We start from the raw sequence: 16,053 nt of genomic DNA, 5'->3' as shown, positions 1-16,053 counted from the left end.
GAGCGAGGTCGTGGCGACACCTGATGGGGCCAGATGAACGATGAACCATTTCTCCGGTTCCGTGCGCCTTCGCAGCGCAACCCTGCCCTCCGGTGATGCCGCGGCGGGCAGCGTTGGAGAGCGGGGATGGATGGCATCAATGAGACGGCGCGGAACACGTTGTGTCGAAGAAAGAGTGATCGCGTGAATGGAACTTCGCACATGCGACAACGTTCCCGCTGTGGCAGTGCCGGCGCCATTGGGGATTCATCCATGATCGGTCACGAACAGGAGACGACGAGATGCGCATTGCGCAAATAGCTCCATTGACGGAGGCCGTGCCTCCGAAGCTCTACGGCGGCACTGAGCGGGTCGTTCATTGGTTGACCGAAGAGCTCGTTGCCCTCGGACACGACGTCACCCTGTTCGCCAGCGGCGATTCTCAGACCTCGGCGAAGCTCTCTCCGACATGGCCGAGAGCTCTGCGCCTCGACGGATCGGTGAGGGATCCGAACGCGCTGCATATGGTGATGCTCGAAAACGTCCGGCAGCAATGCGACGACGAACAGTTCGACATTCTGCACTTCCACCTCGACTACTACCCGTTCTCCCTGTTCCACCGGCAACCCACACCGTTCCTGACCACCTTGCACGGCAGGCTCGATCTTCCGGAGCACCAGCCGGTGTTCTCGGTCTTCAAGGATGTTCCCGTCGTCTCGATCTCGGACTCACAGCGCCGGCCAGTGCCGAATGCGAACTGGGTGCGCACCGTGCTGCATGGACTGCCCGCAACGCTCCTGATGCCCAAGCCGGTGACGCCGAGCTATCTCGCCGTGCTCGGACGCATCGCCCCGGAAAAGGGTGTCGACCGTGCCATCAAGATCGCCATGCGCTGCGGGATTCCGCTGAAGATCGCGGCCAAGGTCGATCGCGCTGACCAAGACTATTACGAGCAGACGATCCGTCCCTTGATCCACGACAATCCGCTCGTCGAGTTCATTGGCGAGATCGGCGATCGTGAGAAGCCGGAGTTCCTGTCTGGCGCGCTCGGACTGCTGTTGCCGATCGATTGGCCGGAGCCGTTCGGCCTCGTGATGATCGAATCGATGGCCTGCGGCACGCCCGTGATCGCCTACAACCGCGGCTCGGTTCCAGAAGTGATCGACGACGGCGTGACCGGCTTCATCGTCGAGGACGAGCTCAGCGCGGTCGCGGCCGTCAATCGCCTGCCCGACCTGAGCCGCGCCCGCGTGCGCGAGCAGTTCGAGCGCCGCTTCACCGCGCGCCGCATGGCGCTCGATTATCTCGCCGCGTATCGCAGCCTGATCGACATCGCGAAGCCGCGCATCCGGCTGGTCAGCAGCGCCGAATAGCACGAGGAGGCCGGGCAAGTCGGCAGCCCGGCCTCCGCCTCAACTCAGGTCACGGCGCCTCGCTTCGGCTCGACGATCTCGAACATGCGCGGGAACTCATCCATCAGCGACATCAGCTCGGCCAGCCGCATCGGATTGCCCGCGAAGCTGATCTTTCCGGCGGCGACCGCTTCCGGAAAGCTCGTGGCCTTGGCAATGACCGCATCAAGCGTCGAACGCGCCAGCGTGAACCCCGCATCGGCGGTCGACGCCTGCACGCCGACCGCATAGGTCAGCGCACAATTCTGCAAGGTGAGCACGAAGCGCTCGCCGGTGTCGGTGAACGTCCAGTTCAGCACGATGTGCTTGCCCTCCGCCTTGGGCCCGTTCAGCCTGACCCCGAGCACGTCCCATAGCTGCTCGGTGCGCAGCGCCGCCAGCGTCTCGCGCGGCAGGCCGGGCCGGGCCGGAACCTCCGGCATACCCTGGCGCAGCTCCTGCGCGCCGAACAGATAGGCATTGCGCCAGGTCGCACTCTCGGCGGCATAGCCGAGCTGCTCCAGCGTGTCGGCCAGCAGCGCGCGCGCCTCGGCATTGTCCGGCTCGGCGAAGACGAGATGACCCACGGCCTGCGCGACGAAGCGGAATTCGCCGTTGGCAAAGTCCGCGCTCGCCCGCGCCAGCAGCGCCTCGGCCCCGCCCATATAGGAGACGTATTTCCGGCCGGCCTCGACCGGCGGCAGCGGATCGAGATTGACCGGATTGGCATCATACCAGCCGAGATATTTCTGGTAGATCGCCTTCACGTTGTGGCGGATGTGGCCGTAATAGCCGCGCGCATGCCATGCCCCTTCGAGGCTCCGGGGCAGCCTGATCTGCTCGGCGATCTCGCTTGCGGTCAGGCCATGATTCATCAGCCGCACCGTCTGGTCGTGGGCAAACTTGTAGAGGTCGCGCTGCTCGCGGATCATGCCGTCGACACGGCTCGCGCCCCATATCGGCCAATGATGCTGGCCGCACATCACCTCCGCCTTGCTACCCCACAGTTGCAGCGCCTCGCCGAGATATTTCGACCACGCCAGCGCGTCGCGCACGTCGGCGCCGCGAAACGGCAGCAGGTTGTGGAAGTTGTGCGTGCAGTTCTCCGCGAGGTTCAACAGGCGATAGCGCGGCACGAAGAAATGCATCTCCGCCGGCGCCTCGCTGTTCGGCGCCATCTGGAATTCGAAGGTGAGACCGTCGATGGTCCTGGTGTCACCGGTCGCCATGATCAGGTCGGTCGGCCGCAGCAGCGCAACGGCCCCCGCCGCCATGGTCTTGCCGAGCCCACAATCGACATGGCCCTTCGGACCCTTCGCGAGCAGCGGCCCGAACTGATATTGCGCCCGGCGCAGCATCGCGGGGCCGGCGATGATGTTCTCGGAGACCGCATGCTCGATGAACAGGTTCGGCGCGATCAGCGGCACGCGGCCGCTGGCCAGGGCATCGTCGTCGACCACGCCGCGCGCGCCGCCCCAATGATCGGTGTGGGTATGCGTGAACATCACCGCCGTGACCGGCCTGACGCCGCGGTGCTGGTAGTACAGTTCCAATGCAGCCTGCGCGCCCTCGATCGAGGTCAGCGTGTCGACCACGATCACGCCGGTGTCCCCCTCGATCAGCGTCATGTTGGCTATGTCGAGCCCACGCACCTGGTACACGCCGGGCACGACCTCGAACAGGCCGTGATGCATGTTGAGCTTTGCCTGCCGCCACAGACTGGGATTGACGGTCGGCGGCGCCTGCTCCGCGTCGAGGAAGCCGTAAGGCGCGAGGCTCCAGACGGTGCGCCCCTGCGCCGTCGCCACCTTGGCCTGATCGATCGTGCCGAGAAAGCCGCGGGCGGCATCATCGAAATCGGCGGTGTCGCCGAACGGCAGCGCCTCCAGCAGAGCCTGCTGCGCCGCGCCCACGGCTGCGCTGGCCTCCTTGCACTCCTTGGTGCCATCTCCGCTGACCGGCGCGTTCATGACCGCTTCCTCCGCAACGACGTTGGCACGATGCTAGTGCGCGGGATCGCGGAGCGCAAATCGCGGTCCGCAGAACAGCCCCTCAGAGCACGTGATCGACGGCCTCGTCGATGGCGGCATAGACCGTCTCGACATCCCCGGCGGTGACGCAGTAAGGCGGCATGACATAGATCGTGTGGCCAAGCGGACGCAGCAGGACGTCGCGGTCGCGAAAGAAGGCTTGCAGCTTGGGGCCGACCTCGGCGAGGTAGCCGGGCTCGTCGGCGTGGAGATCGAGCGCGGTGATGGTGCCGCAGCGCCGCAGGTCGGCAAATCGCTCGTCGTAACGCAAGCGGTCGAGGCAGCGCTCCTGCGCGGCCGCGACGGCGGCGATCCGGGCGCGCGTCTGCGGCTGCCGCAACAGCTCGAGATTGGCGCTCGCCGCCGCGCAGGCGATCGGATTGGCGGTGTAGGAGCTGGAGTGAAAGAACGTGCAGGCGCGGTCGGTCGAATAGTGCGCCTCGAAGATGGCGGGACTGCACAGCGTAACCGCAAGCGGCATCGCGCCTCCAGTCAGTCCTTTAGCGTAGCAGGCGATATCGGGGGCGATGTCCGCCTGCTCGCAGGCGAACAACGTGCCGGTGCGGCCCCAGCCGGTCATCACCTCGTCGGCGATGAACAGCACGCCGAACGCCTTGCAGATCCGGTGCATCTCGCGCAGCACCGCGGCCGGATACATCAGCATGCCGCCGGCGCCGAGCACCAAGGGCTCGACGATGAAGGCGGCCGGCAGGTCCTTCTCGCAAAATGTAGCGAGCGCATCCAGAGTCGCCTGTTCCCTGCCTTGCGCTGGAAACGGGACGACGGCGACGTCGAACAGCAGGGGCTCATAGGCCGCATTGAACACGCCGCGCGCGCCGACCGACATCGCGCCGATGGTGTCGCCGTGATAGGAATGCTGCATCACCACGATGCGCGTGCGCGACTCGCCGATGTTCCTGAAATAGCCGAGCGCCATCTTCAGCGCGACCTCGACGCTGGTGGCGCCGCTGTCGGAGAAGAACACGTGCGTGAGGCTCGGCGGCACCAGCGCGAGCAGCCCGGCGGCAACCTGCTCGGCCGGCTCATGGGTATGACCGGCGAAGATGACCTGATCCAGCCGCTCGGCCTGATCCTGGATCGCGCGCACGATATGCGGATGGCAATGGCCGTGCGTGACCACCCACCAGGACGCGATCGCATCGATGATCCGCCTGCCGTCGGCGGTGAAGAGATAGGCGCCCTCGCCGCGCGCGACCGGTGTCATCTCGGGCTGGAGGGCGTGCTGCGTGAAGGGATGCCAGATCGGCGAGGCTGCGTTGCGCGTCATCCTTCGAAATCCGTGCGCTGGAATTGAGTACCGAACACGTGCTGCAGCGATCGCGCCGTCAGCGGCGTGACCCAGGGCAACCGGCCGAGGCGCCTCACCTCGCCGAACCGGCAGATCGTATCTTCGTTGTCGTCGTGGCCGTCGCCGATGAAGGCGATGCCGAGCACGTCGATGCCGCGACTGCGCAGCGCCGCCAGCGACAGCAGCGAGTGATTGATCGTGCCGAGACTGGTGCGCGCGCAGAGCACGACCGGGAGCTGCCAGCGCGCGAAGACATCGAGATAGAGCGTTCCGGAATCGAGCGGCACCATGACCCCGCCGGCCCCCTCGATCACGACAGGCTGGCCGACGGCCTGCGGAGGACGGAGGCTGAGCGGATCGATGCTGATGCCTGCGAGGCGCGCCGCGCGATGCGGCGAGGCCGGCTCGGCCAGCCGATAGGCTTCAGGCAACACGCGGTCGTCGGCGAGTTCGGCGAGCCGCTGGACACGGCGGGCATCCGTCTCCTCGGCAAGGCCGGCCTGGACCGGCTTCCAATAGCAGGCACCGAGCAGCGCCGTGAGGCCGGCGGCGAACACCGTCTTGCCGATCCCGGTGTCGGTCCCGGTGACCACGATGCGCAGCGTCATGGCCGCAGCCCTCCGATCTCGTCGGAGAGCGCATCGAGCAGCGCCGAGATGGCCGCCTCGTCGATATTCAAGGTCAGCGACAGCCGGAGCCGCGCCGTGCCCGGCGGCACCGTCGGCGGGCGGATACCGCGGACGTCGAAGCCCCGCGCCTGCAGCGCTGCAGCCAGGTTCATCGCGCGCGCATTGTTACCGACGATGCAGGGAATGATCTGCGACGGCGACCAGCTTTCACCGAAGCGCGCGGCGATCGCGCCATGGGCGAAGGCGACGAGCTGCGCCAGCCTCCGCTGCCGCTCCGGCTCTTCCCGCAGGATCGCAAGCGCTTCCGCCACCGCCACCGCCATCAGCGGCGACGGCGCCGTGCTGAAGACGAAGGGGCGGCAGCGATTGATCAGCGTGTCGCACAGCACGCGGCTTGCGGTGACCAGCGCGCCGGCGGCGCCCAACGCCTTGCCGCAGGTGTGAACGGTCACGATGCTCTCGCGTCCCTCGTAGGCTGCGGCAAGACCGCGGCCCTGCGCGCCATGGACCCCGGTCGCATGGGCCTCGTCGATCAGCAGAAAGGCATCGTGGCGCTCGGCGATCGCGATCAAATCCGCCAGCGGCGCGAGATCGCCATCCATGCTGTAGAGGCTTTCGACGACGATCCAGGGCCGGCCCACCCCGCCGCCCCTGCGCCAGATCAGGATCGCGTCCTCGGCCGACTGGGCGTTGTTGTGGCTGAACTGGCACGTCTCGGCACGGCCGGCGCGCGCGCCTTCATGGGTGCTGGCATGAACCAGCGCATCGAGCACCAGCAGGTCGTCGCGCTGCGGCAGCGTGGTGAGCACGGCGAAGTTCGCCATGTAGCCGGAGCCGAAGAACAGCGCGCTCTCGGCACCGAAGAAGCGCGCCGCTTCCGCCTCGAGCCGTTCGTGCTCCTCGCAATTGCCCCGCAGCAGGCGCGAGCCGCCGGCACCGACCGGCGTGCCGGCCTCCATGGCCGCGGCGACCGCGCGCTTCATCCGCGGAGCCTGTGCGAGACCGAGATAGTCGTTGGAGGAGAAATCGAGACCGGCCCGTGGACTGAGGCGCCGCAACCGGTCATCGGCCGCGAGTCTCTGCAGACCGTCGGAATAGATCGCCAATCTGTCGGACGGCATGGACATGGCTCCGCTCTGTTTCGGTCAGCCGCAGGCGTGGACCGGCACGACAAGGCAGTTCCGTGGGCGCGGTCGCCCCGAGATCGCGATCAGGCTCGAATCAGGCCGGGGACGGCGCGTCCGCGCTCTCTCTGGCGGCGGCCGGCACGGCCGGGCGCGCCGACAGCGACGAGGTCATGCCGAGACGCGCGAGCAGATCGGCGTCGCGCTGGGCTTGCGGATTGGCCGTGGTCAGCAGCACGTCGCCGATGAAGATGGAATTGGCGCCGGCGAGCAGGCACAGGCTCTGCAGCTCGTCGCTCATATATTGGCGGCCCGCGGACAGCCGCACCACGCTGGCCGGCATCAGGATCCGCGCGACCGCGATCAATCGCACGAGCGCAATCGGATCGGGGCGCGCGGCCGTATCGTTGACCGGCACGCCCTTGACCTCGTTCCACATGTTGATCGGCACGCTGTCGGGATGCTCAGCGAGATTGGCCAGCAGCACCAGCATGCCGAGCCGATCATCGACCTCCTCGCCCATGCCGATGATGCCGCCGCAGCACACCTTGATGCCGGCCTGGCGCACATGCGCGAGCGTGTCGATCCGGTCCTGCAGCGTGCGCGTGGTGATGATGCGATCGTAGAATTCGGGCGATGTGTCGACATTGTGATTGTAGAAGTCGAGCCCGGCCGCTTTGAGCCGCTCCGCCTGCGGCGGGGTCAGCATGCCCAGCGTGACGCAGGTCTCCATGCCGAGACCCTTCACTGCGCTGACCATGTCGCAGACCTGATCGAGGTCACGATCCTTCGGACTGCGCCAGGCCGCGGCCATGCAGAAGCGCTCGGCTCCCGCTGCCTTGGCACGCCGCGCGGTGGCGACCACCTCGTCGCGATCCAGCAGCTTCGTCGCCTTGAGCCCGGTGTCGTAGTGCGCGCTCTGCGAGCAGTAGCCGCAATCCTCCGGACAACCGCCGGTCTTGATGCTGAGCAGGCTCGCCGTCTCAACGCGGGTGGGATCGAACTGCCGGCGATGCGCCGACTGCGCCAGGAACATCAGGTCCGGAAAAGGCAGGCGGTAGAGCGCCTCGGCCTCGTCTCTGGTCCAGTCATGACGGATGGCATAGCCAACCGCCATTCGATCAGGGCCCGCGCCGCTTCGATCTATCATGCTCGCTCCACGCCAAATTATAGATTATCATAGATATTATCTATGATTTCTCTGTATTCGAGCACCGTATCGGACGAGAGCTTCCGCTGCATTGGTTTTTTCGATAGATAATCTATGACTATGCCGGACGAGAATCTCACCACCGCTCAGCGGATCGCCGAAGCCATCACCGACCGCATCGTCAGCGGTGCGCTGCCGCCCGACGCGCCGTTGCGGCAGGACCACGTCGCGCGCGAGTTCAACTCCAGCCACGTGCCGGTGCGCGAGGCATTTCGGCAGCTCGAGGCGCTCTATCTGGTGGTCGCGGCGCCGCGCCGCGGCGTGCGGGTGGCGCCGCTGGATGCGAAGTCGACCAGGGAGATCGTCGAGATGCGCGTCGCGCTCGAGGTGATCGCGCTGCGCAATGCCGCGCCGCGCTATACGCCGACGCATCTCGCCGCGATCGAGCTCGCGCTGATCGAAGCCGACAATGCCGAGACCATTCAGGAGTTCGAGACAGCGAACCGCGCCTTCCACCGCGCGCTGGTCGCGCCCTGCGCGATGCCGCGGCTGCTGGCGAGCCTCGACGGACTCCGCCTCGCGAATTCGCGCCTCGTGCTGGCGATGGCGCGCAATGCCGGCTGGCGTCCGCGCACCAACCAGGATCACCGCCTGATCCTGCAGGCCCTGCGCGCCCGCCAGATCGGCCACGCCTGCGAGCTGTTGACGCGGCACAACCAGACGATCGAGCGGTTGGCACGGCCGGGCGTGTAGCCGGCTTCAACCCGTTCCTTGCGACCGGGCGCATACCGCCATGCGCCCGCGACGGCTGGGGCGCCCGCCTGTTCGAGTGTACATGCTGATCCGGACGCGCCCCGCGAGCCGAAGGTCCCCAAAGGTCTCCATGTCCAACCGCCACCACGCTTCGAAGCTCGCCGGCGACGGCACTGCCGACGGCCTGCCGCCCGGCAAGCGGCCCTGGGCGATCGCCGCGATCTTCACGGCACTGTCGATGGCCTCGCTCGACGTCGCCATCGCCAACATCGCGCTGCCGTCGATCTCCGCCGATCTCCACGTCTCGCCGGCGGAGGTGGTTTGGGTCGTCAACATCTATCAGATCGCGCTGGTGGCGACGCTATTGCCGCTTGGCGCGCTCGGCGAGATCGTCGGCCATCAGCGCATCTATCTCGGCGGCCTCCTGCTGTTCACGCTCGCCTCGGTCGGCTGCGCGCTGGCGTGGTCGCTGCCGACGCTGGTGGTTGCCCGCGCGCTGCAGGGCCTTGGCGCCAGCGGCATCATGAGCGTCAACACCGCGCTGGTGCGCTACGTCTATCCTGGCAAAATGCTCGGCCGCGGCCTCGGCCACAACGCGCTCGTCGTCGGCATCTCCTTCACCTTCGGACCGACCATCGCCTCCGCCATTCTCTCGCTCGGCTCGTGGCCTTGGCTGTTCGCGATCAACCTGCCGTTCGGCCTGATCGCGATTGCCATCGGCCTGAAGATGCTGCCGCGCACGCCGCGCGCCGACCACGGCTTCGACTTCCTCGGCGCCGGGCTCGCTGCGCTCTGCCTCGGCCTGTTCATCACCGGCATCGGCAGCGCCGCGCATGGCGCGACGCCGGCCATGGTGGTGGCCGAGCTGGTCGCAGCGCTCGTGCTCGGCGTCATCCTGGCCCGCCGCCAGGCCGATCATCCCGCGCCGATGCTGCCGATCGACCTGTTCCGCCGCGGGGTGTTCGCGCTGTCGGCGGCGACAGCCGTCTGCTCCTTCTCGGTCCAGGGCCTCGGCTTCGTGTCGCTGCCGTTCTACTTCGAGGACATTCTCCAACGCTCGCAGGTCGAGACCGGGTTCTTCATGACGCCCTGGCCGCTCGCCGTGACGATCATGGCGCCGATCGCCGGCCGGCTGTCGGACCGCTTTCCCGCCGGCCTGCTCGGCGGCATCGGCTTGGTGATGCTCGGATCCGGCATGGCGCTGCTGGCCATGCTGCCGGAGAACCCGAGCATCGCCAACATCGTCTGGCGCATGCTGATCTGCGGCATCGGGTTCGGCTTCTTCCAGGCGCCGAACATGAAGGCCATCATGTCAAGCGCCCCGCCCCATCGCAGCGGCGGCGCCAGCGGCATCGTCGCCACGGCCCGGTTGACCGGCCAGACCACCGGCGCGGCGCTGGCCGCCCTGTGCTTCAGCCTTGCGGGGCGCGAAGGTGCCACCCTTGCCTTGGCCCTCGGCGCAGGTTTCGCCGCGCTGGGCAGCGTGATGAGCTTCCTGCGGCTTGCCGTAGCTCCGCCGCGCGGCCCATGAGCCGAAGCAACTACAACCCCGGCTCATCACAGATCTTCCCGCGCGGCAAACGCATATTCTTGATTTGAAGGATGCAAACGTTCGCGCCACATTGCAGCCTTCTGTTCAACTGGCGAGTTGAACGAAAGGGATCTGCGATGGCAAACCTCACGATCAACGGACAATCCTATGCTCTGGACGTCGAGCCCGACACGCCGCTGCTGTGGGCGATCCGCGAGAACGCCGGACTGACCGGCACCAAATATGGCTGCGGCATCGCACAATGCGGCGCCTGCACCGTGCATCTCGACGGCACCGCCGTGCGTTCCTGCGGCGTCACCGTCTCCGAGGCCGTCGGCAAGCAGATCACGACCATCGAGGGACTCGCCAGCGACGGCGGCCTGCACAAGGTGCAACAGGCGTGGCTGGAGAACGACGTTCCGCAATGCGGCTACTGCCAGAGTGGCATGATCATGGCGGTCGCCGCGCTGTTGAAGGACAATCCGAAGCCGAGCGACCAGGACATCAACGACGCCATCACCAACATCTGCCGCTGTGGAACCTTCGCGCAGGTGCGCGAGGCGATCCACGCCGCTGCCAACGCCTGAGGAGGACGGCATGAACCAGCATGTGACGCCGCGCCTCAACCGCCGGTCCTTCGTCATCGGCACCGCCGCGCTCGGCGGTGGCCTCGCGCTCGGCCTCGACATCCCGTTCGGCGGGCCGCAAATCGTGCGCGCCGCGGATGGCTCGCCCGAGGTCAATGCCTGGGTCGTGATCCGGCCCGACGACACCGTGGTGATCCGCATCGCCCGCTCGGAGATGGGCCAGGGCTCGCTCACTGGTCTCGCCCAGCTCGTCGCGGAAGAACTTGCCTGCGACTGGAGCAAGGTGACGACCGAATATCCGACGCCCGGCCAGAACGTCGCCCGCAAGCGCGTGTGGGGCGATTTCTCCACCGGCGGCAGCCGCGGCATCCGCTCTTCGCAGGACTACGTCCGCAAGGGCGGCGCCGCCGCGCGCATGATGCTGATCCAGGCGGCCGCCGACGAATGGAAGGTGCCGGTGGCCGAATGCACCGCCGCCAACAGCGTCATCACCCACAAAGCGTCGGGCCGCACGACGACCTACGGCAAGGTGGCGGAAGCCGCCGCGAAGCTGACGCCGCCTGCCGACGTCAAGCTGAAGGATCCGAAGGACTGGACCCTGATCGGCAAGGGCGTGAGACGGCTCGACACCGCCGACAAGGTCACCGGCGCGATGATCTACGGCGCCGATATGAAGCTGCCGAACATGCTCAACGCCGCGATCAAGGACTGTCCGGTCACCGGCGGCAAGCTGAAGAGCTATGACGAGGCCAAGATCGCCGGCATGAAGGGCGTCAAGAAGGTGGTGGCGATCGACGGCACCGCCGTGGCCGTGGTCGCCGACACCTGGTGGCACGCGAAGACGGCGCTCGATGCGCTGCCGATCGTGTGGGACGAAGGAGAGAACACCAAGGTCTCTTCGGCGTCGATCGCCAAATGGCTCGCGGAAGGATTGGAATCCGGGCCGGCCTTCGTCGGCAACGAGAACGGCGATGCCAAGGCCGCGCTCGCCAATGCCGTCAGGAAGGTCGAGGCGGTCTACGACTATCCGTACCAGAACCACGCTACCATGGAGCCGATGAACGCGACGGCGGTCTACACATCGGACCGCTGCGAGGTGTGGTGCGGCACGCAGAACGGCGAGGCGGCGTTCGCGGCGGTGCTGGAGGCTTCGGGCCTGCCGGCCGAGAAGTGCGAGGTGCACAAGCTGATCCTCGGCGGCGGCTTCGGCCGGCGCGGCCAGACCGACTATGTCCGCCAGGCGGTGAAGATCGCCAAGGAGATGCCGGGCACGCCGGTCAAGCTGCTGTGGTCGCGCGAGGAGGACATGACGCATGGCCGCTATCACCCGATCACGCAGTGCAAGCTGACCGGCGGCTTCGACGCCGACAACAATCTGACCGCGCTGCACATGCGCATCTCCGGCCAGTCGATCCTGTTCAGCCTGCGGCCCGACGCGCTGGTCAACGGCAAGGACCCCGCGACCTTCCAGGGGCTCGCGCCATCGGGCGAAGCCACGATCGGCTACTCCGTGCCGAATTTGCTGATCGAACACGCGATGCGCAACCCGCACATCAATCCGGGCTTCTGGCGCGGCGTCAACGTGAACCAGAACGCGATCTATCTCGAATGCTTCATGGACGAGCTCGCCAATGCGGCCGGCCAGGATCCGCTGGAATTCCGCCGCAAACTGATGGCCGATCATCCCAAGCATCTGGCGGTGCTGAACGCCGTGGCCGAGAAGATCGGCTGGGACACGCCGGCGCCGGACGGCGTTCATCGCGGGCTGGCGCAGCTCCATGGCTATGGCAGCTATGTCGCGGGCGCCGCCGAGATCTCGGTGATCGACGGCACCAAGATCAAGATCCACCGCATCGTCGCCTCGACCGATCCCGGCTACGTGGTCAATCCGGCGCAGGTGGAGCGGCAGATCGCGGGCTCGTTCGTCTACGGCCTGTCGGCGCTGTTCTACGGCGGCTGCACCGTGAAGGACGGGCGCATCGAGCAGACCAACTTCGACAGCTACAACTCGATGCGGATCAGCGAGATGCCGAAGGTGGAAGCGATCATGATCCCGAGCGGCGGCTTCTGGGGCGGCGTCGGCGAGCCGACCATCGGCGTCGCCGCGCCCGCGGTGCTGAATGCGTATTTCGCTGCCACCGGCAAGCGCATCCGCTCGGTGCCGCTGCGCGCCCAGAACATCACCTTCGCATGACCCGCGTGGCGGCAGCCGTTGGGAACAATGGCCGCCGCCGTGCTATTGCAAGATGATGACGATGTCCCGGCAGCGCACGCGCAGAGAGGTCGGCGGCCTGATCGCGGCAAGCGTTGCCATGATCGCCGCCCCTGCCGTGCTGCGCGCACAAGCGATGGCGCGCGTCATCGTGATCGGCGGCGGCTTCGGCGGCGCCAGTTGCGCCCGCGCGCTGCGCCAGGCGGATGCGAAGCTCGACGTCACCCTGGTCGAGGCCAACAAGACCTTCACGGCGTGTCCGCTCAGCAACGAGGTCATCGCCGGCCTGCGCGATATCAGTGCCCAGCAGTTCGGCTATGACAAGATCGCAGCCGAAGGCGTAAGCGTCGTGCTGCAGACGGCCACGGCGATCGATGCGCCGGCCCACAAGGTCACGTTCGCCGACGGCACCACGCTGGCCTATGACCGCCTCGTGCTGGCGCCCGGCATCGATCTCGATTTCACGGCCCTGCAAGGCTACGATGAGGCCGCCTCCGCCGTGATGCCGCACGCCTACAAGGCCGGCGAGCAGACGCTGCTGCTGCGGAAGCAGATCGAGGCGATGCCGGATGGCGGCACCGTCGCCATCGCGGTGCCGGCCAATCCGTCGCGCTGCCCGCCCGCGCCTTACGAGCGCGCCAGCCTGATCGCGCATTATCTCAAGGCGCACAAGCCGAAGTCGAAGGTGCTGATCCTCGATGCCAAGGACAGCTTCTCGCAGCAGAAGCTGTTCGAGCAGGCGTGGCAGCAGCTCTACGGCGGCATGATCGAGCGTATCCCGCTATCGCAGGGCGGCCGCGTCACCGGCGTCGACGTTGCCACGCGCACCGTCGTCACCGAGTTCGGCAACTACAATCCCGATGTGACCAACATCATCCCGCCGCAGAAGGCCGGCCGCATTGCCGCGCTCGCCGGCGCGGCCGACCGCACCGGCTGGTGCCCGATCGATGCCGCGACCTTCGCCTCGAAGCTCGTCCCGGATGTCCACGTCGTCGGCGACGCCTGTCTCGGCGGCGGCATCCCGAAATCGGCCGGCGCCGCGCAGGCGCAGGGCAAGGCGTGTGCGGCCGTGATCGTGCGCGATCTGACGGGACGGCCGTCGGAGCCGCCGCCGCTGACCGGCATCTGTTACAGCATCGTCGCGCCGGACTACGCGTTCTCGCTGGCAGGCGTTTATCAGCCCAAGGGAGACATCTTCGCCGAGGTCGAGGGCGGCCGGAGCAGCCCGGTCGACGCACCGCGCGAGACGCGCGCGCGTGAGGCCGACGCGGCGACGGCCTGGTTCAAGGCGCTGACCCATGATGCCTTCGGCTAGCTTTGTCATCGCCGCGATCGTCGCCGCCCTGCCCGCCGCTGTCGCGGCGCAGACACTCGCGCCCACTACGATCACCGGCGACGGCATCGCCTCTTCCCTCACCGGACGGCCCGGCGACGCCGCCCGCGGCCGCGCGCTGGTGGTCGCGCGCAGCTCGACCTGCATCCTCTGTCACTCCGGCCCGTTTGCGGAGGTACGCTTCCAGGGCGATCTCGCGCCCAGCCTTGCCGGCGCCGGCAGCCGTTCCACGCCCGCGCAGCTCAGGCTGCGGCTGGTCGATGCCAGCCGCGTCAATCCCGAGACGATCATGCCGTCCTACTACCGTGTCGAAGGGCTGACGCGCGTCGGTTCCGCCTGGCGCGACAAGCCGATCCTGTCGGCGGAGCAGATCGAAGACATCGTCGCCTATCTCGCGACCTTGCGCGAGTGAGCCCATATGATCGGCATGTTCGAATCGTCCCACATCTCGCGCCGCCACCTGCTGCAACTGGCGGGAACGCTGACCGCCGCCGGCGCGCTGCCGCTGGTCACGGTCCGGCCTGCGCAAGCGACGCCGGCGATGCTCGCGTCGGCGATCCGCAATCTCGTCGGCGAGGCCAATGTGACGGTCGGCAAGGTCCGGCTCGACATCCCGCCGCTGGTCGAGAACGGCAACACCGTGCCGATGACCGTCAGCGTCGATCATCCGATGACGCCTAACAGCTACGCCAAGAGCATCCACGTCTTCAACGAGAAGAATCCGCAGCCCAACGTCGCCAACTTTCACCTGACAGCGAGTGCCGGCCGCGCCCAGGTGACGACCCGCATCCGGCTCGCCGACACGCAGAAGGTGGTGGCGATCGCAAGACTGTCCGACGGCTCGTTCTGGTCGGCGAGCGTCGACGTCATCGTGACCTTGGCCGCCTGCACCGAGGAGATGCCGTGATGCCTGCCGCCCTCGTCAACGTTCCCGCCAAGGCCAAGCGCGGCGCCGTCGTCGAGATCAAGACGCTGATGAGCCACGTCATGGAGCCGGGCTATCGCCATACGGCGGCGGGCGAAGCCGTCCCGCGCGACATCATCACCAGCTTCACCTGCCGCTTCAACGGCACCGAGATCTTTCGGGCCGATCTGTTTCCCGCCATCGCCGCCAATCCGTTCCTGTCGTTCTTCACCACCGCGCGCGAGAGCGGCCGCTTCGAGTTCGAATGGATCGGCGACAACGGCTTCGTCGCCAGCGCCTCGGCGGCGATCACGGTCGAATGATGCGGAGCGCGCTTCTCGCGGTCACAGCTTTGCTGGGCGCAGCGTTGCCCGTCGTCGCGGGTGAGATTGCGGAATCCGCGCGCCGCTCCGGCTATGACTTCATGTCGTCCGACACCAGGGCGATGCAGGACGACGACACCGCCAATCCCGCGATGCTGTCGGTGCTCGATGGTGAGACGCTGTGGACGACGAAAGCGGGCACGGCGAACAAATCCTGCAACGATTGCCATGGCGAGGTCGACGTCAGCATGAAGGGCGTCGCCGCGCGCTATCCGGCCTTCAATGCCGCCAGCGCCGCTCCGGTCGATCTCGGCCAGCGCGTCAATCTCTGCCGCAGGCAGCATCAGGAAGCTGAGCCGTTCGCCCCTGAGAGCCGCGAGCTGCTGGCTCTGACAGCGCTGATCGCCCGGCAATCGCGCGGCATGCCGATCACCGCCGGCGACGATCCGCGGCTGGAGCCGTCAGTTGCGCGCGGGCGCGAGCTGTTCATGCAGCGGCAGGGCCAGCTCAACCTCGCCTGCTCCAATTGTCACGATGACAATTGGAGCAAGCATCTTGCCGGCTCCGCGATCACGCAGGGACAGCCGACGGGCTATCCAATCTACCGGCTGGAATGGCAAGGCATGGGCTCGCTGCAGCGCCGCCTCCGCGGCTGCATGACCGGCATCCGCGCGCAAGCCTTCGACTTCGACGCGCCCGACATGATCGCGCTCGAGCTCTACCTGATGTCGCGCGCGCGTGGCATGCCGATGGACGCGCCGGCGGTGCGGCCGTGAGTGCGTCGAACCAAACCACAAC

General features: G+C 67.2%; 15 protein-coding genes. 10 read left to right on the top strand and 5 right to left on the bottom strand.

The genetic code is table 11. From position 1 onward, the window contains the following. Positions 1 to 281 precede the first annotated feature (281 nt). Positions 282 to 1,352 carry a glycosyltransferase family 4 protein gene (locus QX051_RS12875; RefSeq protein WP_315776376.1) on the top strand — a complete coding sequence of 357 codons (1,071 nt, stop codon included), beginning with the start codon at positions 282 to 284 and terminating at the stop codon, positions 1,350 to 1,352. Positions 1,353 to 1,396: 44 nt separating this feature from the next. Here QX051_RS12875 and QX051_RS12870 read toward each other — a convergent pair whose 3' ends face one another. The 5 genes from QX051_RS12870 to bioB form a co-directional block, all read right to left on the bottom strand. Next, a complete protein-coding gene (locus tag QX051_RS12870) occupies positions 1,397 to 3,340 on the bottom strand; it encodes an alkyl/aryl-sulfatase (RefSeq protein WP_315776375.1) in 1,944 nt (647 codons plus the stop codon). 82 nt (positions 3,341 to 3,422) lie between these two features. Further along, positions 3,423 to 4,688, bottom strand: a complete 1,266-nt coding sequence (locus QX051_RS12865) for an adenosylmethionine--8-amino-7-oxononanoate transaminase (protein ID WP_315776374.1) — start codon at positions 4,686 to 4,688, stop codon at positions 3,423 to 3,425. Further along, on the bottom strand, positions 4,685 to 5,317 hold the full coding sequence (bioD, locus tag QX051_RS12860) for a dethiobiotin synthase (RefSeq protein ID WP_315776373.1): 633 nt from the start codon (positions 5,315 to 5,317) through the stop codon (positions 4,685 to 4,687). The genes QX051_RS12865 and bioD overlap by 4 nt, the downstream gene beginning before the upstream one ends. Beyond that, positions 5,314 to 6,459, bottom strand: a complete 1,146-nt coding sequence (locus tag QX051_RS12855; protein ID WP_315776543.1) for an 8-amino-7-oxononanoate synthase — start codon at positions 6,457 to 6,459, stop codon at positions 5,314 to 5,316. The genes bioD and QX051_RS12855 overlap by 4 nt, the downstream gene beginning before the upstream one ends. Positions 6,460 to 6,559: 100 nt before the next feature. Continuing rightward, positions 6,560 to 7,612, bottom strand: coding sequence for a biotin synthase BioB (gene bioB / locus QX051_RS12850; protein ID WP_315776372.1), 1,053 nt, complete (start codon positions 7,610 to 7,612; stop codon positions 6,560 to 6,562). Between the two features lie 120 nt (positions 7,613 to 7,732). Between bioB and QX051_RS12845 the strand changes: the two genes are divergently transcribed. The 9 genes from QX051_RS12845 to soxA all read left to right on the top strand — a co-directional run bounded on the left by QX051_RS12845 (position 7,733) and on the right by soxA (position 16,031). Further along, on the top strand, positions 7,733 to 8,365 hold the full coding sequence (locus QX051_RS12845) for a GntR family transcriptional regulator (RefSeq protein ID WP_315776542.1): 633 nt from the start codon (positions 7,733 to 7,735) through the stop codon (positions 8,363 to 8,365). A gap of 130 nt (positions 8,366 to 8,495) precedes the next feature. After that, the gene (locus QX051_RS12840) at positions 8,496 to 9,896 is read left to right on the top strand and encodes an MFS transporter (protein ID WP_315776371.1); all 1,401 of its coding nucleotides are present in this window, start codon (positions 8,496 to 8,498) and stop codon (positions 9,894 to 9,896) included. 137 nt (positions 9,897 to 10,033) lie between these two features. Beyond that, the gene (locus QX051_RS12835) at positions 10,034 to 10,483 is read left to right on the top strand and encodes a (2Fe-2S)-binding protein (RefSeq protein WP_315758474.1); all 450 of its coding nucleotides are present in this window, start codon (positions 10,034 to 10,036) and stop codon (positions 10,481 to 10,483) included. 10 nt (positions 10,484 to 10,493) lie between these two features. Beyond that, positions 10,494 to 12,677 (top strand): xanthine dehydrogenase family protein molybdopterin-binding subunit, encoded by a 2,184-nt coding sequence (locus QX051_RS12830; protein WP_315776370.1) that lies wholly within the window; start codon positions 10,494 to 10,496, stop codon positions 12,675 to 12,677. A gap of 55 nt (positions 12,678 to 12,732) precedes the next feature. Continuing rightward, complete coding sequence (locus QX051_RS12825; RefSeq protein ID WP_315776541.1) at positions 12,733 to 14,010, top strand: NAD(P)/FAD-dependent oxidoreductase; 1,278 nt, start codon at positions 12,733 to 12,735, stop codon at positions 14,008 to 14,010. Beyond that, complete coding sequence (gene soxX / locus QX051_RS12820; protein WP_315776369.1) at positions 13,994 to 14,440, top strand: sulfur oxidation c-type cytochrome SoxX; 447 nt, start codon at positions 13,994 to 13,996, stop codon at positions 14,438 to 14,440. Before QX051_RS12825 ends, soxX begins: the two co-directional genes overlap by 17 nt. A 6-nt stretch (positions 14,441 to 14,446) precedes the next feature. After that, a complete protein-coding gene (locus tag QX051_RS12815; protein WP_315776368.1) occupies positions 14,447 to 14,935 on the top strand; it encodes a SoxY-related AACIE arm protein in 489 nt (162 codons plus the stop codon). Further along, on the top strand, positions 14,935 to 15,255 hold the full coding sequence (gene soxZ, locus QX051_RS12810; protein ID WP_315776367.1) for a thiosulfate oxidation carrier complex protein SoxZ: 321 nt from the start codon (positions 14,935 to 14,937) through the stop codon (positions 15,253 to 15,255). Before QX051_RS12815 ends, soxZ begins: the two co-directional genes overlap by 1 nt. Further along, entirely contained in the window at positions 15,255 to 16,031 is a 777-nt protein-coding gene (soxA, locus tag QX051_RS12805; RefSeq protein WP_315776540.1) for a sulfur oxidation c-type cytochrome SoxA, read from the top strand. The genes soxZ and soxA overlap by 1 nt, the downstream gene beginning before the upstream one ends. Positions 16,032 to 16,053: the final 22 nt, after the last annotated feature.

The organism is Bradyrhizobium sp. SZCCHNR1053 (assembly GCF_032381235.1).
Classification (GTDB): Bacteria; Pseudomonadota; Alphaproteobacteria; order Rhizobiales; family Xanthobacteraceae; genus Bradyrhizobium.
This window is presented reverse-complemented; position numbering and strand designations above follow the sequence as displayed.

Bases quoted from the DNA above. Each gene is read 5' to 3' on its own strand.
- QX051_RS12815 (WP_315776368.1), top strand. From the start codon at position 14,447: ATGATCGGCATGTTCGAATCGTCCCACATCTCGCGCCGCCACCTGCTG.
- QX051_RS12830 (WP_315776370.1), top strand. From the start codon at position 10,494: ATGAACCAGCATGTGACGCCGCGCCTCAACCGCCGGTCCTTCGTCATC.
- QX051_RS12835 (WP_315758474.1), top strand. From the start codon at position 10,034: ATGGCAAACCTCACGATCAACGGACAATCCTATGCTCTGGACGTCGAG.
- QX051_RS12855 (WP_315776543.1), bottom strand. From the start codon at position 6,459: ATGCCGTCCGACAGATTGGCGATCTATTCCGACGGTCTGCAGAGACTC.
- QX051_RS12845 (WP_315776542.1), top strand. From the start codon at position 7,733: ATGCCGGACGAGAATCTCACCACCGCTCAGCGGATCGCCGAAGCCATC.
- bioD (WP_315776373.1), bottom strand. From the start codon at position 5,317: ATGACGCTGCGCATCGTGGTCACCGGGACCGACACCGGGATCGGCAAG.
- QX051_RS12870 (WP_315776375.1), bottom strand. From the start codon at position 3,340: ATGAACGCGCCGGTCAGCGGAGATGGCACCAAGGAGTGCAAGGAGGCC.
- soxZ (WP_315776367.1), top strand. From the start codon at position 14,935: ATGCCTGCCGCCCTCGTCAACGTTCCCGCCAAGGCCAAGCGCGGCGCC.
- QX051_RS12825 (WP_315776541.1), top strand. From the start codon at position 12,733: ATGACGATGTCCCGGCAGCGCACGCGCAGAGAGGTCGGCGGCCTGATC.
- QX051_RS12875 (WP_315776376.1), top strand. From the start codon at position 282: ATGCGCATTGCGCAAATAGCTCCATTGACGGAGGCCGTGCCTCCGAAG.
- soxX (WP_315776369.1), top strand. From the start codon at position 13,994: ATGATGCCTTCGGCTAGCTTTGTCATCGCCGCGATCGTCGCCGCCCTG.
- QX051_RS12865 (WP_315776374.1), bottom strand. From the start codon at position 4,688: ATGACGCGCAACGCAGCCTCGCCGATCTGGCATCCCTTCACGCAGCAC.
- QX051_RS12840 (WP_315776371.1), top strand. From the start codon at position 8,496: ATGTCCAACCGCCACCACGCTTCGAAGCTCGCCGGCGACGGCACTGCC.
- soxA (WP_315776540.1), top strand. From the start codon at position 15,255: ATGCGGAGCGCGCTTCTCGCGGTCACAGCTTTGCTGGGCGCAGCGTTG.
- bioB (WP_315776372.1), bottom strand. From the start codon at position 7,612: ATGATAGATCGAAGCGGCGCGGGCCCTGATCGAATGGCGGTTGGCTAT.